Below are 17,057 nucleotides of genomic sequence, written 5' to 3'. Positions count from 1 at the left end.
CCACGGCAGTCGCCCGGCGGGCCAGAGACCGACACGATCGGGCCACGGCCTGGGAGGACCGTGCGTACGGTGCGCGGACGGCATGCGGGCGGAGTTCACCAGTGGCGGCCGCCCGGCAGGGCCGAGCGCCCCGGCGCCGACAGGTGCAGCACCTGGAACAGGTCCCCGTCCGCCTTCGGCGTGCCGTGCTCCCACAGCGAGAAGTGCACGGTCTCCCATCGGCTGGTGTCGACGGCCGCCGCCGCGAGCACCGCCCCGTCCTGCCGCGCCAGCCGTCCGGCCTTCTCCACCGCCTCGGCCGCCACCTCGGCGTACACCGCCCCGTCCGCCACCGGCGCACGGTGTCGTACGGCGAACAGGGCCGGGGAACCCGCGGCCACGCCCTCCTCGTACACGAGCCCCGTCCACTGCCGTACCGCCGGACGCCCGAAGTCGTCGCTCAGCCCCTGGAAGGGGCCGCCCCACAGGAAGGCGTTCATGCCCTCCGTGCTGTTCCACAGGTAGAGCGGCGCATACTGGCTGACCGGCGATCCGTGGACCCCGCGCTCGCGCAGCAGGTACGCCTTGACGCCCAGGCCCGCCCAGTCGTCCAGGAGGTGTCCGACGCGGGCCACCCGCGCGCGGACGATCCCGGTGTCGTAGTCGGCGGGCAGTGTCACCTCGTACTGCATGGCGTGCATCGGGGCTCCTCAGACAGTCGGGTGGTCGTGGGGGCGGAGCAGGGAGAGCAGGCCGCGTACCCCCGCGTCGAAGGCGGCGGGCGAGCCGGACGCGCGCGCGAGGACATAGCCGCCCTGCACCGTCGCCAGGACGGTCGCAGCGATCGCCTCGCCGTCCACCTCCGGTCCGAACTGGCCCTGCTCCTTGCCCTCCTCGACGATCCCGGCGAGGCGCTCGCGGATCGCGTCGAGGGTCTCGTCGAGCGGCGCGCGCAGGGCGTAGTCGGCCACGACGTCCGGGTCCATCGTCAGCCGGCCGACGGGGCAGCCGCGCAGCACGTCCCGCTCACGGAGCAGGTAGGCCTCGATGCGTTCGTACGGGGTTCCGGGTCCGTCGAGTACTCCCTCGGCGGTAGCCCGCAGCTCCCCGGCGGTCCGCCGGATCGCGGCCAGGGCGAGGTCCGGCTTCCCGGTGAAGTGGTGGTACATGCTGCCCTGTCCGGCGCCGGCGCGCTCCAGGATCGCCTTGGGGCTGGTGCCCACGTATCCGCGCTCCCAGAGCAGTTCCCGGGTGGACTCGATCAGTCGTTCCGCAGTGCTCACAGACCCACTGTACATACTAGTAGTTACAGAAGTCGAGGAGGTGGATCGTGCATGCCGGGAGCAGCCCGCACGCACGCGCCTACTCCCCAGGAGGTAGCCACACTGCCGCTGCCCGGACGACGACCCGGCCCACCTCCCGGCGGGAGTCTCGGAACATCACCGTCGAGACCTACCTGGGAGATGACCAGAGATGCAGACCCTGGCGAACTGGGACGGCGGCCCCGGCCCGTGGATCCTGTTCTTCCCGCTGATCTGGGCCGCCGTCGTGATCGGCGTCGTGACCCTCCTGCGCCGCACGGTGTGGCGAGGCCGCCGCGGCCCCTGGGCCGCCGACTCCAGCCCGAGCGGCGACTCGCCCCTCGTGGTCCTCGGCCGCCGCTTCGCCTCCGGCGAGATCGACGAGGACGAGTACTGGCGCCGGCTGTCCGTCCTGGACGAGCAGTTCGGCCGAAAGGGCGGTGCGTGATGACGACGGCCACCACCACCCGCACCGCCGCCCGGGTCACCGACGCCGTGAAGGTGTACGGCGCCGGCGACACCGCCGTACGGGCCCTGGACGGGGTGACCGTGGCCTTCCCGGCCGGACGGTTCACCGCGATCATGGGCCCGTCCGGCTCCGGCAAGTCCACCCTGATGCACTGCGCGGCCGGACTGGACACCCTCACCTCGGGAGCCGCGTACATCGGCGACACCGAACTGGGCGCCCTCGACGACCGGCGCCTGACCCTGCTGCGCCGCGACCGGGTCGGTTTCGTCTTCCAGGCGTTCAACCTGGTGCCCACCCTCACCGTCGCCGAGAACATCCGGCTGCCGCTGGACCTGGCGGGCACGCGGGGCGACCCGGAGTGGATCGACGCCCTCGTCGACGTGGTCGGCCTGCGCGACCGGCTGCACCACCGGCCCTCGGAGCTGTCCGGCGGCCAGCAGCAACGCGTCGCCGTGGCAAGGGCGTTCGCCGGACGGCCCGACGTCGTGTTCGCCGACGAACCGACCGGCAACCTCGACTCGCGCTCCGGCGGCGAGGTGCTCGGCCTGCTCGCCCGCGCAGCCGGAGAGACGGACCGCACCGTCGTCATGGTCACCCACGACCCCATGGCCGCCGCCCACGCCGACGAGGTGGTCTTCCTCGCGGACGGCCGGCTCGTCGACCGGATGGAGTCCCCGACCGCGGACCGCGTCCTGGACCGCATGAAGGCCTTCGAGGTGCCGTCATGAACACCCCTGGGAAACAAGGGGGAACGTCCTCGGCGCGGGCCTCCCTCCGTCTGAGCGCCTCCTCCCTGCGCGCCCACAAGCGGCGCTTCGCCGGCACCTTCCTCGCCGTCCTCCTCGGCGTGGCCTTCCTGGCGGGAACGCTCGTCATGGGCGACACCCTGCGCGCAAGCTTCGACTCCCTGTTCGGCAACGCCACCGCCGGGACCGCCGCCGTCGTACGCGGTGCCGACACCATCACCACACCCGGCGAGAGCCAGGGCGTGCGCAAGCCGGTCGGCACCGCGCTGGTGGGCACGGTCGAGGCCGTCCCCGGCGTCGCGGCGGCCGTCCCCGACATCAAGGGCGCCGGCCAGCTCGTCGGCCGCGACGGCGAGCCGATCGGCGGGCAGGGCCCGCCCACCCTCGCCGGCAACTGGATCGACGACCCCGACCTCAACCCGTACCGGCTGGCCGAGGGCCGTGCCCCGGCCCGTTCCGGCGAGGTCGTCGTCAACCGGGGCGCCGCCGAGAAGGGCGGCCTGCGCCTCGGTGACACCACCGTCCTGCGCACGCCCGACCCGGTCCGTGTGACCGTCGTCGGCCTCGCGACCTTCGGCGGCGAGGACGGCATGGCCCAGGTGACCTTCACGGGCATGACCCGCGCCGACGCCGAGAAGTACCTCACCGCCCGGCCCGGCCAGGCCGCGAGCATCGTCGTGCGCGCCGACCCCGGAGTGGGCGAACGGGAACTCGTCGACCGGCTGACTCCCGCCCTGCCCACGGGAGTCGAGGCCATCACCGGCCAGGAGTCGGCGCGCGAGAACACCGATATGATCGCCAGCCAGTTCCTGACGGTCTTCACCACGTTCCTGCTGGTGTTCTCCGGAGTCGCCCTGCTCGTCGCGACGTTCTCCATCCACAACACCTTCGCCATCGTCGTCGCCCAACGCACCCGCGAGAACGCCCTGTTGCGCGCCCTGGGCGCGTCCCGACGCCAGATCACCGCCGTCACCCTCATCGAGGCGGCCGTCGTCGCCGTCACCGCCTCGGCGGTGGGACTCGCCGGCGGTGTCGGCATCGCGGCCGGCCTCCAGGCACTGTTCCCAGCCATCGGTTTCCCCTTCCCCGAGGGCGACCTGGTGATCACCGGACCGTCCCTCGCCCTGCCGCTCGCCGTCGGCGTCCTGGTCTGCCTGGGCTCCGCGCTGCTGCCCGCCGTACGCGCCGGACGCACCGCGCCGCTGGCCGCGCTGCGCGAGACCGCCGTCGACACCTCGGGCGCCTCCCGGTCGCGCGCGGTCACGGGCGCCGGCCTGCTCGCCCTGGCCGTCGCGGTCACCCTGACCGGCGTCCTGGTCGCGCCGTCCGTGTGGCTGGCGGGCTCCGGCGCGGCCCTGGCCCTGGCGGCCTTCGTCGTCCTCGGCCCGGTCGCCTCCACCACCGCCGTAAGCGTCTTCGGCAGCCCGCTCGGCCGGCTGCGCGGCGTCACCGGCGCCCTCGCCCGGCGCAACGCCCTGCGCAGCCCGAAGAGGACCGCCGCCACCGCGAGCGCCCTGATGATCGGCGTGGCCGTGGTGGCACTGTTCACCGTGTTCGGGGCCTCGTTGAAGGCCACCATGGACCAGACCGTCTCGCGGTCCTTCGCCGGGGACGTCGCCGTCAGCACACCGTCCTTCGGCGCGGGCGGCAGCGGTCTCAGCCCGAGGCTCGCCCCGGCCGTCGCCGCACTGCCCGAGGTCGACACCGCCGTCGGACTCGGCCGGGGCGTCGCCGAGGTCGACGGCAGGGGACGGGCGCTGACCGTCACCGACCCGGCCGCCCTGGAACGCTCCTTCGATCTCGGCGCCGTCGAGGGGAACCTGCGCGCTCTCGGCGCCGACGGCATCGCGATCACCCGTGAGGAGGCCGACCGCCAGGGACTCGCCCCCGGTGACACGGCCCGCCTCACCTTCACCGACGGCCGCACCACACCGTTCACCGTCCGCGCGGTCTACGGACAGTCCGAACTCGTCGGCGACTACGTCATCACCCGAGCCGCCTGGGCCCCGCACCGCACGCAGGACGCCGACACCCTCGTCGCCGTCACCTTCGCCGACGGGGTGGGCGCGGACACCGGCAAGGCCGCCGTCGAGCAGGTCGCCGAGCGGTTCGGGAACCCCGACGTCCAGACCCGAGACGAGTACGCGCGGTCCTCGGCCGGCGGCATCGACATGATGCTCACCCTGGTCTACGCCCTGCTCGCCCTCGCGGTGCTCATCGCCCTGCTCGGCATCGCCAACACCCTCACCCTCGCCGTCCACGAGCGCACCCGTGAACTGGGTCTGCTGCGGGCCGTCGGCCAGACCCGGTCCCAGCTGCGGGCCATGGTCCGCTGGGAGTCGGTCCTGGTCGCCGCGTTCGGCACCGCCGGCGGCCTGCTGCTCGGCACCTTCCTCGGCTGGGTCCTCGTCCGGGCCTCCGACGGGGCGAGCGACAGCGCGTTCGCCTTCGCGCTCCCGCCCGCACAGCTCGCCGTCGTGGCGCTGGTGGGCCTCGCCGCCGGAGCCCTGGCGGGCCTGCGACCGGCCCGGCGCGCGGCACGCCTGGACGTCCTGCGGGCCATCGCGACAGAGTGAACCCGGCGGCCGGGGGCGGCGCCGGGTGCCCTGCCCCGTACATGACCCCGCCGCACGCGCGGATCACCCCTGCGGTGACTCCGCCGTACGGCAGAGGGATCACCGCCCGGTCAGCCGACGACGGCCGACCGGGCGGGAGCATGTGCGGGACTCAGGTCGCCGACCGTCACGACCTCCGGGAACAGCCGGTCCGCGGCCAGCCGGCGCGGAGGCCGTGCCGCCCGCTCGGGTGCCGCGATCGCCGCCGGAAGCGTGAACCAGACGACCTTGCCGGACTCGCCGTCCGGCCGGGCGCCCCAGTCCTCGCTGACCGCGGCCACCATGGCGAGCCCCCGCCCGCAGGTGGCGAACGAGTCGACCGCCTCGATGTCGTCGACCTCCGGAAGCCGGGGGTCGTGGTCGCGCACCGAGACCGTGAGCCGGTCGAGGAGCAGTTCCAGCTCCACGGTGCACGTCTTGTCGGGCTGCGCGTGCAGATGGACGTTGGTCAACAACTCGGTCACGCCGAGCGCCGCCCGGTCTATGAGGGGATCGAGATGCCAGTAGCGCAGTTGCGCCGATACGATTCTGCGGACCTGGCCGATCCGCGACGGCAGGGCTTGAAGCTCTACCGTGCAATGTCTGCTTGGGTTACTGATCACGGCTGCGACTCCCCGACTTGAGGTCCGGAAGAACACGGAGTTCGGATCGATCGGCGTCTGCACCGGCGCCTGTCGTTCGGATCGAGAAGACCCTAGGACGGCCGCCTGCTGTCATGGCCGGCGGGCTGGTTCGCAGCGTTATCGCCGGTAAACCCAGAGTGACGTGAGACCAGCGTGGCGCAAGGGGCCCAAGTGCGCAACTCGCGGTGGCCGTGCGGCCACTCCGGGTCCGCGGCGCTTCTCGGCCACGCGAGGCCTGTGGGGCCTGTGGGGCCCATGAGGCCTCGGCGCCCAGGCCGCTCCTCAGTCCTTGCGCCCCGCGGCCCTGCGTACGGCCTCGATGAACCGGCGAGCCGCGGGTGGCCCCGGCTCACCCGGCGCCGGGTCGTGGTCGCCCAGGGTCAGCAGGTACCGGTTGCCGTTGAGATCGGCCAGCGCCCGGTCGTCCGGGGCGAACCAGGGCCGCGAGGCCCGTACCGCCTGCACCGGCGCGCTGTCGATCTCGCTGCCGTAGCTGGTGAGCAACTCCAGCCTGCCGTCGTTGATCCGGACCTGCCCGGCCCGGGTGAGCGAGCGCAGTCGCTTCCCGATCCGTACGCCCGTCGCCGTGAACTCCGGCTCCGCCATCCCCGCCCCCTTGCGCGTGGGTGTGCCGGCCCGTGCTCCTGAGCGGGCCGGAAACCAGCTCGTGTCGAGATCCAGTGTGCGTCCCCGTGCGGGGTGTCGTGATCCCAGTGTCGGTCGTCCGTGCGCGGAACCTCCGTCCCGCCGGGTGCAGTCTGCCCCCGCAGGGCGTCGAGCACCAGTACGCACGACGCGCCGTCCGGGGTCGCCCGGAGCACTCGCGCGAATGCGCCCCCGTCGGCCGCCCCTCGCCCCCAGGGCCTCCTTTGAGACCCTCAAAGATGCGTTTATGCAGGTGAGAAGCGTGTGGAAGGTGCCTATGATCGAGGCGTCGGCCGCGTGAGGCGCCGCCGGCGCCCCGCACGAAGGAGCCCGCCGTGACCAACCCCCAGCAGACCCGGACCGGCGTGACTCTCGACGTCGACCGCAGCGATTCCGCGTACCGCCGCTGGCTGAAAGAAGCCGTCCGCAAGGTCCAGGCCGACGCCAACCGCTCCGCGGACACCCACCTGCTGCGCTTCCCGCTGCCGGAGCGGTGGGGCATCGACCTCTACCTGAAGGACGAGTCGACCCACCCCACCGGCAGCCTCAAGCACCGGCTCGCCCGCTCCCTCTTCCTGTACGCCCTGTGCAATGGCTGGATCAGGCCGGACCGCCCGGTGATCGAGGCGTCCAGCGGCTCGACGGCCGTCTCCGAGGCCTACTTCGCCAAGCTGATCGGCGTGCCCTTCATCGCCGTCATGCCCCGCACGACGAGCCCCGAGAAGATCCGCCTGATCCAGTTCCACGGCGGACGGTGCCACTTCGTGGACGACTCACGGAAGATGTACGAGGAGTCCGCCCGCCTGGCGACCGACACCGGCGGCCACTACATGGACCAGTTCACCTACGCCGAGCGGGCCACGGACTGGCGCGGCAACAACAACATCGCCGAATCCATCTTCCGTCAGCTGGAGCTGGAGCGGTTCCCGGAGCCCGCGTGGATCGTCGCCACGGCCGGCACCGGCGGTACCTCCGCGACCCTCGCCCGGTACGTCCACTACACGCAGCGTGACACCCGCATCTGCGTCGCGGATCCCGAGAACTCCTGTTTCTTCGAGGGCTGGACCACCGGCGATCCGGACGTCACCTGCGACTGCGGCTCACGCATCGAGGGCATCGGGCGGCCCCGTATGGAGCCCAGCTTCGTGCCCGGCGCCGTCGACCGGATGATGAAGGTCCCGGACGCCGCCAGCGTCGCCGCCGTCCGTGCCCTGGAGGGCGCCATCGGCCGCAAGGCGGGCGGCTCGACGGGCACCGGCCTGTGGAGCGCGCTGAAGATCGTCGCCGAGATGGTGGCCGAGGGACGGCAGGGCAGTGTGGTCACCTTGTTGTGCGACCCGGGCGACCGCTACCTCGACAAGTACTACTCCGACGCCTGGCTCGCCGAACAGGGCCTGGACATCGGCCCCTACAGCGCCGCGATCGACTCCCTGCTGGCCACGGGCGTGTGGAGGGACTGAGCGGGCACGCGGGCCTCGGCCGCCCGGCCGCTCCTCACACCCGCCCGGCGATCCGCCGGTCCAGCCGCGTCACCGCGCCCCGAAAGCTCCGCCCCATGCCCGGCCGGGCCAGCCGCAGCAGCCCCCGGAAGGCCACCGTGCCGTCCGCGGCGAACGTCCACCGCACCCGCGTCCCCGAACCGGAGGGCGTCAGCCGCCACTCCTCGATCAGGGCCCGCGCTCCCGGCGCGTTGGTGACGTCGACCCGGTAGGCGTACACCTCGGGTTCCTTCGCCAGCAGGACGGATTCACGGAACCGCGTCCCGCCCCTGAGCCGCACGTCGCGCCCCGCACCGTCGTCGACCGGCCGCGCCGACGTCACCGCGGGGAACCATGCGGCCCATCCGGCCACGTCCTCGGCCAGCGCGCGGAAGACCTGCTCCGGCGCCGCGGAGACCTCCTCCGTGAAGACGAGCCGTACCGGCGCGGTCGTGAGGAAGCCGAGTCCCTCGGGACGCAGACGGTGAGCCATGCGGGCAACTCCTCAGGGCCGAGGAAACGGGTGCGTCACGGGTGCGTCACCCTAACCGGCGTCCCCTCAGATGTCTGCACCGTCGGCGGGCTCACCGGCGACGACCAGCCGCCGCAGATGCTCGGAGATCTCCGCGCGGGCCGCGCCCGGCAGCCCGGCGTCCGTCACCAGCGTGTCGACCTGCTCCAGCGCCGCGAAGGAACTCAGCCCCACCACACCCCACTTGGTGTGGTCGGCGACCACCACGACCCGGCGCGCCGACTGCACCAGCCGCCGGTTGGTCTCGGCCTCCGCCAGGTTCGGCGTCGACAGACCGGCCTCGGCCGATATGCCGTGCACGCCGAGGAACAGCAGGTCGAAGTGGAGCGCCGCGATGGCCTGGTCGGCGACCGGCCCCACCAGTGCATCGGACGGCGTGCGCACCCCGCCGGTCAGCACGACCGTGGCCGCCCCCTGGCGGGGACCCGAGGTGCGCTGCGCCACGTGGAAGACGTCGGCCACCCGCACCGAGTTGGTCACCACGGTCAGATCCGCCACGTCCACCAGCTGATGGGCCAGCGCGTACGTCGTCGTACCGCCCGAGAGCGCGATCGCGCTGCCCGGCGCGACCAGCTCGGCCGCCGCCCGCGCGATGTCCTCCTTGGCACTCAGCTCCAGGCCGGACTTGGCCTCGAAACCGGGCTCATGAGTGCTCGCCTCCACGATCGGCACCGCACCGCCGTGCACCTTCTCCAGGACGCCCTGACGGGACAGCGCGTCGAGGTCGCGGCGCACCGTCATGTCCGACACGCCGAGCTTGCGCGTCAGCTCGTTGACCCGGACACCACCCCGGCGCCGGACCTCGTCCAGGATCAGTGCGCGCCGCTGCTCCGCGAGGAGGTTCTGATTCTCACTCACGAACGCTCCGGTCCTCTCGACTCAAGCCGATCCACTCCGTCCGACACGCCCGCGCACCTGCCCCGACAAGGGCATTCTGCCGGTCGGCGGCGGCGCGGGCGTCCCATCCTCGCACGGACCACCACCGGCCGTACCACCACCCACCCGTCGCGCGCATGTCACGCCGACGACACCTGAGGGTCCCGTTCCCCGCACGGAACGGGGGAGATTCGGTGACAACGGGTGTGCACACACCGCTCAGCGGCGATCCTTGTGCCGCACGCACACAGAGCGACAGCGCGTCACGGGGGAAGTGCCAGAACAGTGGAACGTGCGCAGGAACGAACCCAGACCGACCCGGCGGCCGGAGCCGCCCTGGAACTCCTGGTCCACGGCGTGGGCGGAGCCACGCCCGAGAAGATGCTGAACGATCCGCGCACGGTACGGATCACCGGCGACGACACGGCCGCCATGTACCGGCGCGAGGACGACGTGCACGCCGAGGCGGTGGACGCGGCGGCCGGCGGCCCGGCGGACAGGCCGGTCCCCGAGGCCTACGTCTGGTCCAACCTCACCTCGGGCAACGGCACCCGCGCCCTGTGGCTCCTGCTGCTGCCGTTCATGGTCGTCAACCTCGCCCACTGGATGCGCCCCGCCACCCAGGAACGCACCCGCACGGTCCGCCTGTACGGACTGCTCGTGCGGCTCACCGGCCTGACCCTGACGGTCCTGCTGGTCGCCGCCGCCTGCGAGGTCGCCCTCGACCTGACCGCCTGGCAGTGCGCGGGCACGCGCGCGTGCGCCGAACGGCACTCCTGGCTGGGCTTCCTCTCACCGGCGGTGTCCGACAACGGCTGGTGGAGCCTGCCCGGCCGCCGCCTCGCCCTCGCGGCCGTCGTCCCGACGGCTCTCACCGTCCTGCTCTGGTACCTGTCCCACCGCACCTGGCGGGCCTACGAGTCCCAGGAGCCGCCGAGCGGCAGGACGGAACCGCAGGACGCCCCCGGCCACACCGCCCTGGGCCGCCCCGGCTTCTGGTACGGGCGCCGCCTGGTGGCCCGGCTGCGCGCGGCCCACACCGCGGCCGGCCTGCTCACCGTGGCCGCCGCCGTCGGCACCGCCGCCGCACGCGAGGACCGGGGCCCCGGCGGTCCCGCCCTCCTGGACATCCTCGGCCGGCTCCTGGAGGCCGGCCTCGCCGCCGGCGCGCTCGCCACGGTCTGGGTGGTGTGCCGCCGGGGTCGCAGCGAACACCGCCTGGACCGCCGCCTCGACGCCCACCTCGTACGACGCCTGCCGCTGGCCGCGCTCACCCTGCTCGCCCTCACCTTCGTGTACGCCGGGTGGGAGCGCCCCGCGTGGCGGTCGGCCGGCCGGCTCCCGGGCGATGTCACCTTCGGCGGGATCGCCCTCCTCCAGGGCGTGCTGGTCATCGCCCTCGCCGTCGTCGCCTCGACCCTCTACCGCGGGTCCCCGAGCGATCCGGAAGGGCGTGCCGCCCTGCGCGGCCTGGGCGGGCCCGCCGTCGCCATGCTCGCCTGCGCCCTCGGCGGCCTGATGTCCGGCGGAGTGTCCCAGCGCGTCTCGGACTGGCTGGACGGCACCGGGACCTACCTCGCCGGACCACCGGTCCTGCTGACCTGGCAGGCGTCCGTGATCCCGGCGCTGCTGATCGTGCTGCTCGCCCTGTGCGCGCTGCTCGCCCGCGAAGCCCTGCGACTGGCCCGCACCGAGCGGGTCGCGGTGGCCCACGAGTACGGCGCCGACCCGGGCGACCCCGCCCGCACCCAGCGCATCGCCCGCGCCCGCGCCATGGCCACGCTCACCGACCGGGCCCCGCTCCTCGTCGCCGTCACCTCCACCACGACCCTGCTACTCGGCGCCGGCGCGCTCGTCGGCGCCTTCGCCACCGGCAGGACCCCCGACCGGGCCGCCGAGGCCGCCCACCCCTTCGTCCACGGTGCCGCCCAGACCGGCCAGGCACTCGGCTCCTGGCTGATCGGGCTGGGCTTCATACTCTTCGTCACCTGGGGCAGGCGCGCCTACAAGGACGCCTCCGCGCGGCGCACCATCGGCATCCTCTGGGACGTCGGCACCTTCTGGCCGCGCGCCGCGCACCCCTTCTCCCCGCCCTGCTACGCCGAGCGCGCGGTGCCCGACCTGACCTGGCGCATGGCCACCTGGACCCGCGCCACCGGCGGACGCCTGGTGATCTCCGGCCACTCCCAGGGCAGCGTCCTCGCCGCCGCGGCGGCCTGGCAGCTCAGCCCCGCCGACCGCAGCCGCGTCGCCCTCCTCACCTACGGCTCACCGATCGAGCGCCTCTACGGCCGCTGGTTCCCGGCCCACTTCGGTCCGGCCGCGCTGAACGCCCTGCACGAGGACATCGACTGCTGGCGCAACCTCCACCGCCCCACCGACCCCATCGGCGGCCCGGTCCGGCTGTCCGGCGACGACTGCGGCCCCGAGGTCGACCGCGCGGCCCTCGCCGACCCACTGGCGTACGGCCGCACCGAGGCGCACCCCCTGCCCTCACCGATCCTCGGCCACTCCGACTACCAGGCCGACCCGGCCTTCGCGCAGGAACGCGAACGCCTGCTGTCCCGCCTGCACAAGGAGGTCCCGGCGCAGCGCGCGAAGGCCGACGATTAGCGGCGAGCGAAGGCCGAGGATCAGGCGGGCAGCTCCGGCAGATCCTCCCCGTACAGGAGGGTCAGGTCGTCCCTGTCCGGGTCGGGGACGTGGGCGACGCGGCTCGCGTGACGTTCCACCATCGCCTCGAAGGTCTGGCGGGCGGTACGGCCGTTGCCGAAGGCGGCGCCCTTGGGGATCTCCGTGAAGTACTTCAGGAGAGCCTCCGCGGTGCCCGGCGCCAGCCGGTACTCGTGCTCCTCGGCCTGCTGCTCGACGATCCGCAGCAGTTCGTCCGGGCCGTAGTCGCCGAAGGTGATGGTCCGGGAGAAACGGGACGCCACACCGGGGTTGACCGACAGGAACCGCTCCATCTCGGCCGTGTACCCGGCGACGATCACCACGACGGCGTCCCGGTGGTCCTCCATCAGCTTCACGAGCGTGTCGATGGCCTCCTTGCCGAAGTCACGCCCCGCGTCCTCCGGGGAGAGCGCGTACGCCTCGTCGATGAACAGCACACCGCCGCGCGCCCGTTCGAACGCCTCCTGGGTGCGGATCGCGGTGGACCCGATGTGCTCGCCGACCAGGTCGACGCGCGACACCTCGACGAGATGACCCTGCTCCAGCACGTGCAGGGCGGCGAGGATCTCGCCGTAGAGACGGGCCACCGTCGTCTTGCCGGTACCGGGGGAGCCGGTGAAGACCAGGTGCCGCTTGACCGACGCGGCCTTGAGGCCGGCCTGCTGCCGGCGCCGGCCCACCTCGATCATGTCGGTCAGCGCCCGCACCTCGCGCTTGACGCTCTCCAGGCCCACCAGGGCGTCGAGTTCACCCATGACGTCCGTGGAGCTACGCGCCTCCCGCTCGGGTCCGGCCGCGGCCGGCCGCTCCTCCGGCACGGCGGCACGCTGCTGGGGGAGTGCGCCGAGCAGCCCCGGCGAGGGAGACGCCGCTTCCACGGCCGTCTCCGGCGCGCCCGGCACCGGTACGCCGGCGCTCTCGTCGCTCGTGCAGTCCTCGACCACCGGACCGGAACCGGCCGCGGCGTCCGCGCCGGCGTCCGCGAACTCGTACCCCCGGCGCGCGCAACGTTCGGTGCGGCACTTGCGCAGCGTCGTACGGCTGCCGTCTATGACATGGAAGCCGTAGCCGCCGCTGTTGGTGACCCGGCAGTTCAGGAAGCTGCCGCGGCCACCGGCCGACACGTAGAAGCCCGCCTCGGCGGGGGAGTCGACGGTGCAGCGCTCCACGGTGGGGTCGGCGCCCTTGGTGACGATCACGCCGGTCTGGGTGGCGTCCACCGTGCAGTTGCTGAGGGTGCCGCCGCTGCCGTGGTCGCGGAACCAGGCGCCGGTCGCGGCGTCTCTGATCCGGCAGTCGTCGAGCTGGGCGGTCGCGCCGTCGCTCACCGACACGGCGGTGTTGCGCACCTGGAAGAGGTCGCTGTCGACGACGTCCGCGCGCGAGCCGCGGTCGAGGACGAACAGGGCGTCCGGCACGTCGTGCACCCGGCAGGAGTCGAGGACCACGGTGGCGCCGTCGCTGACCCAGACGGCCGGGTAGTCGCCGGTGCTGTCGAAGATCTCGCACTGGTTGGCGTCGACCCGGGTGCCCGGGTCCCACACCGACAGGCCGTTGCGCCCGAACTGACGCACCGTCGTCCGGGTCAGCGTGAGGACGGAACGGGAGCGCAGATCGACCGCGTTCTCCGGGATGTCGTGGATACGGCAGTCGGCCAGCGTCAGGACGGCGTCCGTGTCGAGCGTGACCCCGTCGGCAGTGGTGCGGTGCACATCGCAGTCGGTGAGGTGCGCGGTGGCGCGTGCGGTGATCTGCACGCCGCTGCCCCGGACCTCGTAGACCTCGCAACCCACCGCCTCCAGGGCGGAGTTGTCGCCGGTCGCGCTCAGGCCGGCCCCGGAGGCGTGGTGCACCCGGCAGCGCTCCAGCCGCGGATGGCCGCCTCCGCGCACGGCGACCCCGGCCTGCCCGGCCGCGACGACCTCGCACTCCTCGAAGACCCCGCCGCCGCCGTCGACCACGGCGATGCCGATGCCCGCCGGGTTGTCGACGGTGCACCGGCGGACCGTCGGACGCGCGCCGCCGCGCACCTCGATACCGGCCGCGGACCGCGTGACGATGCGCAGGTCCAGCAGTTCCGGCGTGCCCTCCTCGACGAGCACCGCGGGCGCCGCCGCGTCCTGGCCCTCCACATGCAGGTCCTGCACCACGGCCGAGGCCCGCACGGTCAACGGCACGCCGTCCAGGGGCGCGATGCGCACGGAACCGGGGGAGCCCTCGGGACCGCGCAGGGTCACCGCACGCTGCACGACGAGGTTCTCCCGGTAGGTGCCCGGGGCGATGGTGAGGACGTCGCCCTCGGCCGCGGCCTCCAGGGCGGCGGCGAGCGACGCGTACTCACCTGTGCGGCGCCGCCACCTCGATGTACCGGTGTGCGTCACCTGGACCGTGCCCTGTGCCATGGCGTTGCTGTGCCCCCACCTCGGTCTGTGCTGATCACTCGGTCGTCTGCGGGGCGCTCCAGCCGTGTCGCACCCCGACGGCTCCCTCGCGCGCGGGTCGATGCCGAATGCTCGGCCGGTCCACCGTAGCGTGCGCGCGGGCGGTGGGTTGACCAGAGACGGAAGGCTGTCAGCTGCCGGTGCCGGTGCGGCCCCAGTCCGGGCCCGCGCGGTCCCACGCCTGGTCCCAACGGGCGTACCGGCGGCGGACCATGCTCCGCACGACGAGTCTTCGGACACTCTCGACGAGGCCCGCGGTGAGCAGTGCCGCGCCGAATCCGGCGATGACGGCGTGGGTGGTCGCGGTAGCGGCGTCCAGGGGGCGGGCCACCAGACGGCCGTGCGTGTCCGTCCACAGCGGGAAGTGGTCGCCGCGGCGGGGGGCCTTGAGGCTCGCGAGGACCGTGCCGTGGTGCGGGGTGCCGTCAGGGGCGGTCCAGTCGGCGAGGACGCGGGTACGGCTCTCGCGTCCGGCGGCCTCGGGGTCCGCCTCCAGCACAGAACCCTCCAACTCGCGCACCACGGTCGCCGTGACCTGGTGGCGGGAGTGCCGCTGCTCGCGGACGGCCTGCTGCAACGTGTCCTGCGCGAGAGTGCCGACGACAGACCCGAGGACGGGTGCCACCAGCAGGATCAGGAGCAGGGCCGTCAGCGCCACCCAGGCCTCGACCAGATCCGTCGTACGGCGCAGCGGATTGTGCCGCCAGCGCCAGAGTCCACCGATCGCTCGCACCACCCGCACCCCCTTCCCGCTCCGTGATAACGCCCCGCGGAGCCGTTCACCCACGGGTCCGGGCGAAGAGAGAGCCACATCACCTGCGGCCGGGTCCTCTCATGAACAGCTCACGAAAGGCACAACGGGCAAAGGGCGGACGCGGGTTCCCACGGCGGCGCGGGCCGGGTGCCCCGTCCGGGAACCATGGCGGGACCTGCGGACTAGCCGATGATCCCGACCGGGTCACCGATCCGGACGGTGCCGCCGGAGAGGGGCACCAGGTTCTGTCCGAAGACCAGCTTGCCGCCGAGCCTGCGGTGCCGGCCCAGTGTGTGGAGGGGCTCCCTGCCGCGTTCCGCGGTGCTCTGGTCGGTCGTGGTGACGACGCATCGGCCGCACGTCTTGGCGACGCGGAAGGCGACCTCGCCGATCGTGAGGCGCGACCAGCCGTCCTCGGCCCACGCCTGGGTGCCGCCCACGACCAGGTTGGGCCGGAAGCGGTTCATCGGCAGCGGCCCCTCCGCGGCGTGCTCGCCCCGCGCGATCAGTGCGTTGAGGGCGTCGAGCGAGGCGGCGGAGGTGACGAGCAGTGGGTACCCGTCGGCGAACGTGACGGTCTCGCCGGGCCGTGCGTACTCCGGGTCGACGGGGCGGCGGGTGGCGGGGTCGTCCATGTGCAGCAGACGTACGTCCGCGCCGAGATAGGTGCTGCACCAGGCGTGCGCGGCGTCGTCGGCGAGGATGCCCTCCACCTTGTCGCGGAACATCTGCAGCGACACCGTCCCCACCGGCTGCGGCACGGAGACGGTGAGAGGCTCCATTCCGGGTGCGGACAGACGGACGCCGCCGCCGGGCAGAAGCTCGGCGGCGGCGCACGCGAGGCGCGGCTGCTGACGTTGCGTGACGACCTTTCCCCCGTCGTCGATCAACGCCCAGCGTCGGTCTCCGGCCAGACCCCAGGGCTCCACCAGGGCCTGCCGGGGCGACTGACCCCGGAACGCCTTGACCGGATGAACGTGAATCGACAGCAGTTCCGCATTCCCCATGGCCTCATCCTGCCAGGTGGCAGCGACTGTCCCCGGGTCGGCTCAGTAGCCGCGGTACTGCTGGTTGTTGTACGGGTCCTGGTACTGGGGCGCGGCCGGCCGGGGAGCGGCGGGGCGCATCGCGTCGTAGCCCGTGCCCGGAGCCGGGCGCGGCTGCTGCATCTGCGGGCCGGGGTATCCGCGCGGCGCGTTGGCCTGCGGCGGGATGTACGCGGCCGGCGCCTGCTGCAGCGGGGCCGGCTGCTGCGCCTGCGGATAGCCGTAGGCGTACGGGGACGGGGCCGCCGGGAGGGCGGGCAGTGCCGACGGCAACGCGGGCAGGTTGCCGCCCGTGTCGTAGGCGGCGGGGACCCGGATCGGGGCGATCTGCGGGGTGCCCCGCTCGGCCACGAGGGAGTCGTAGATCGGGGTGTCCGGGAAGGAGGCGGAGTAGTAGCCGCCGCCATAGGTGGAGCGGGGGGAGGTCATGGCACATAAGTTAAGCCCACGATGTGCTGGTTGGGGAGACCGATAAGAGGGTTGTTTTCCGTGTCGGCGGTGACTCCGGATACCCAATGCGAGCGAACTTGGCAAAAAGGGGCGGCAATCATGGTTCGGATCATGTAAAGGACGAGTTCCCGGCGGGTTACCGGCGGTTGGACAGGGATCTTCCGACGCCGTGGATGGGAGTTCGCGCCCCGGGCGAATAGGTTGACGAGTAGACAACCTGAAGGGCGCCGGAACGCGGTCCGGCCGGTCACACGCGATGGGGGCGGACATGTCCATGCCGAAGGGGTCCAATGTTCCGGTTCCGACGACGGCACTGCGGGTCGAGGTGGGCCGCAGGTCGGGACCCGGCGTCCCCGACGCGGATGCCTCGGCCCTCCTGCTGATCGGCGGAAAAGTCCGTTCGGACGCCGACTTCGTGTTCTACAACCA

At 73.0% G+C, this 17,057-nt stretch carries 16 protein-coding genes; 6 read left to right on the top strand and 10 right to left on the bottom strand.

Features of this window, described 5'->3' with window-relative positions; genetic code table 11:
- Positions 1–95 precede the first annotated feature (95 nt).
- Positions 96–680, bottom strand: coding sequence for a DUF4865 family protein (locus BZL64_RS02665; protein ID WP_086765721.1), 585 nt, complete (start codon positions 678–680; stop codon positions 96–98).
- A gap of 9 nt (positions 681–689) precedes the next feature.
- A complete protein-coding gene (locus tag BZL64_RS02660) occupies positions 690–1,277 on the bottom strand; it encodes a TetR/AcrR family transcriptional regulator (RefSeq protein ID WP_167396080.1) in 588 nt (195 codons plus the stop codon).
- A 175-nt stretch (positions 1,278–1,452) separates the two neighbouring features.
- Here BZL64_RS02660 and BZL64_RS02655 point away from each other — a divergent pair, with 175 nt between their 5' ends.
- From BZL64_RS02655 to BZL64_RS02645, 3 genes are read left to right on the top strand one after another with little or no spacing between them, the layout of a single operon-like run.
- On the top strand, positions 1,453–1,728 hold the full coding sequence (locus BZL64_RS02655) for an SHOCT domain-containing protein (RefSeq protein ID WP_086765717.1): 276 nt from the start codon (positions 1,453–1,455) through the stop codon (positions 1,726–1,728).
- Positions 1,728–2,477, top strand: coding sequence for an ABC transporter ATP-binding protein (locus BZL64_RS02650; protein WP_086765715.1), 750 nt, complete (start codon positions 1,728–1,730; stop codon positions 2,475–2,477). The genes BZL64_RS02655 and BZL64_RS02650 overlap by 1 nt, the downstream gene beginning before the upstream one ends.
- Positions 2,474–5,071, top strand: a complete 2,598-nt coding sequence (locus BZL64_RS02645; RefSeq protein WP_086765713.1) for an ABC transporter permease — start codon at positions 2,474–2,476, stop codon at positions 5,069–5,071. Before BZL64_RS02650 ends, BZL64_RS02645 begins: the two co-directional genes overlap by 4 nt.
- 110 nt (positions 5,072–5,181) lie before the next feature.
- On the opposite strand, the gene BZL64_RS02640 is transcribed toward BZL64_RS02645, so the two are convergent.
- Positions 5,182–5,712 (bottom strand): ATP-binding protein, encoded by a 531-nt coding sequence (locus BZL64_RS02640; RefSeq protein WP_086765711.1) that lies wholly within the window; start codon positions 5,710–5,712, stop codon positions 5,182–5,184.
- A 303-nt stretch (positions 5,713–6,015) separates the two neighbouring features.
- Positions 6,016–6,339: a hypothetical protein gene (locus BZL64_RS02635; protein ID WP_086765709.1), complete on the bottom strand. Its 324-nt coding sequence runs from the start codon at positions 6,337–6,339 to the stop codon at positions 6,016–6,018.
- 374 nt (positions 6,340–6,713) lie between these two features.
- Between BZL64_RS02635 and cds1 the strand changes: the two genes are divergently transcribed.
- Positions 6,714–7,838, top strand: a complete 1,125-nt coding sequence (gene cds1 / locus BZL64_RS02630; protein ID WP_086765707.1) for an L-cysteine desulfhydrase Cds1 — start codon at positions 6,714–6,716, stop codon at positions 7,836–7,838.
- Positions 7,839–7,872: 34 nt separating this feature from the next.
- On the opposite strand, the gene BZL64_RS02625 is transcribed toward cds1, so the two are convergent.
- A complete protein-coding gene (locus BZL64_RS02625) occupies positions 7,873–8,349 on the bottom strand; it encodes an SRPBCC family protein (RefSeq protein WP_086765705.1) in 477 nt (158 codons plus the stop codon).
- A gap of 66 nt (positions 8,350–8,415) precedes the next feature.
- Complete coding sequence (locus BZL64_RS02620; RefSeq protein WP_086765703.1) at positions 8,416–9,246, bottom strand: DeoR/GlpR family DNA-binding transcription regulator; 831 nt, start codon at positions 9,244–9,246, stop codon at positions 8,416–8,418.
- Between the two features lie 303 nt (positions 9,247–9,549).
- Here BZL64_RS02620 and BZL64_RS02615 point away from each other — a divergent pair, with 303 nt between their 5' ends.
- On the top strand, positions 9,550–11,877 hold the full coding sequence (locus BZL64_RS02615; RefSeq protein ID WP_086765701.1) for a hypothetical protein: 2,328 nt from the start codon (positions 9,550–9,552) through the stop codon (positions 11,875–11,877).
- Between the two features lie 20 nt (positions 11,878–11,897).
- Here BZL64_RS02615 and BZL64_RS02610 read toward each other — a convergent pair whose 3' ends face one another.
- The 4 genes from BZL64_RS02610 to BZL64_RS02595 all read right to left on the bottom strand — a co-directional run bounded on the left by BZL64_RS02610 (position 11,898) and on the right by BZL64_RS02595 (position 16,607).
- On the bottom strand, positions 11,898–14,339 hold the full coding sequence (locus tag BZL64_RS02610) for a right-handed parallel beta-helix repeat-containing protein (protein WP_086765700.1): 2,442 nt from the start codon (positions 14,337–14,339) through the stop codon (positions 11,898–11,900).
- Positions 14,340–14,508: 169 nt separating this feature from the next.
- Positions 14,509–15,111: an Rv1733c family protein gene (locus tag BZL64_RS02605; protein WP_086765788.1), complete on the bottom strand. Its 603-nt coding sequence runs from the start codon at positions 15,109–15,111 to the stop codon at positions 14,509–14,511.
- A 203-nt stretch (positions 15,112–15,314) separates the two neighbouring features.
- Positions 15,315–16,139, bottom strand: a complete 825-nt coding sequence (locus BZL64_RS02600) for an MOSC domain-containing protein (RefSeq protein ID WP_086765698.1) — start codon at positions 16,137–16,139, stop codon at positions 15,315–15,317.
- Positions 16,140–16,181: 42 nt separating this feature from the next.
- Positions 16,182–16,607: a DUF6643 family protein gene (locus tag BZL64_RS02595; RefSeq protein ID WP_086765696.1), complete on the bottom strand. Its 426-nt coding sequence runs from the start codon at positions 16,605–16,607 to the stop codon at positions 16,182–16,184.
- Between the two features lie 277 nt (positions 16,608–16,884).
- Between BZL64_RS02595 and BZL64_RS40790 the strand changes: the two genes are divergently transcribed.
- Positions 16,885–17,057 (top strand): TerD family protein (locus tag BZL64_RS40790; protein WP_143662957.1); only part of this gene is annotated, 173 nt, incomplete at its 3' end.

Origin of the sequence: Streptomyces bobili, from assembly GCF_002154575.1 — a bacterium.
GTDB lineage: Bacteria > Actinomycetota > Actinomycetes > Streptomycetales > Streptomycetaceae > Streptomyces > Streptomyces bobili.
The sequence above is the reverse complement of the archived record's forward strand: the minus strand, read 5'-3'. Positions and strand labels throughout refer to the sequence as shown.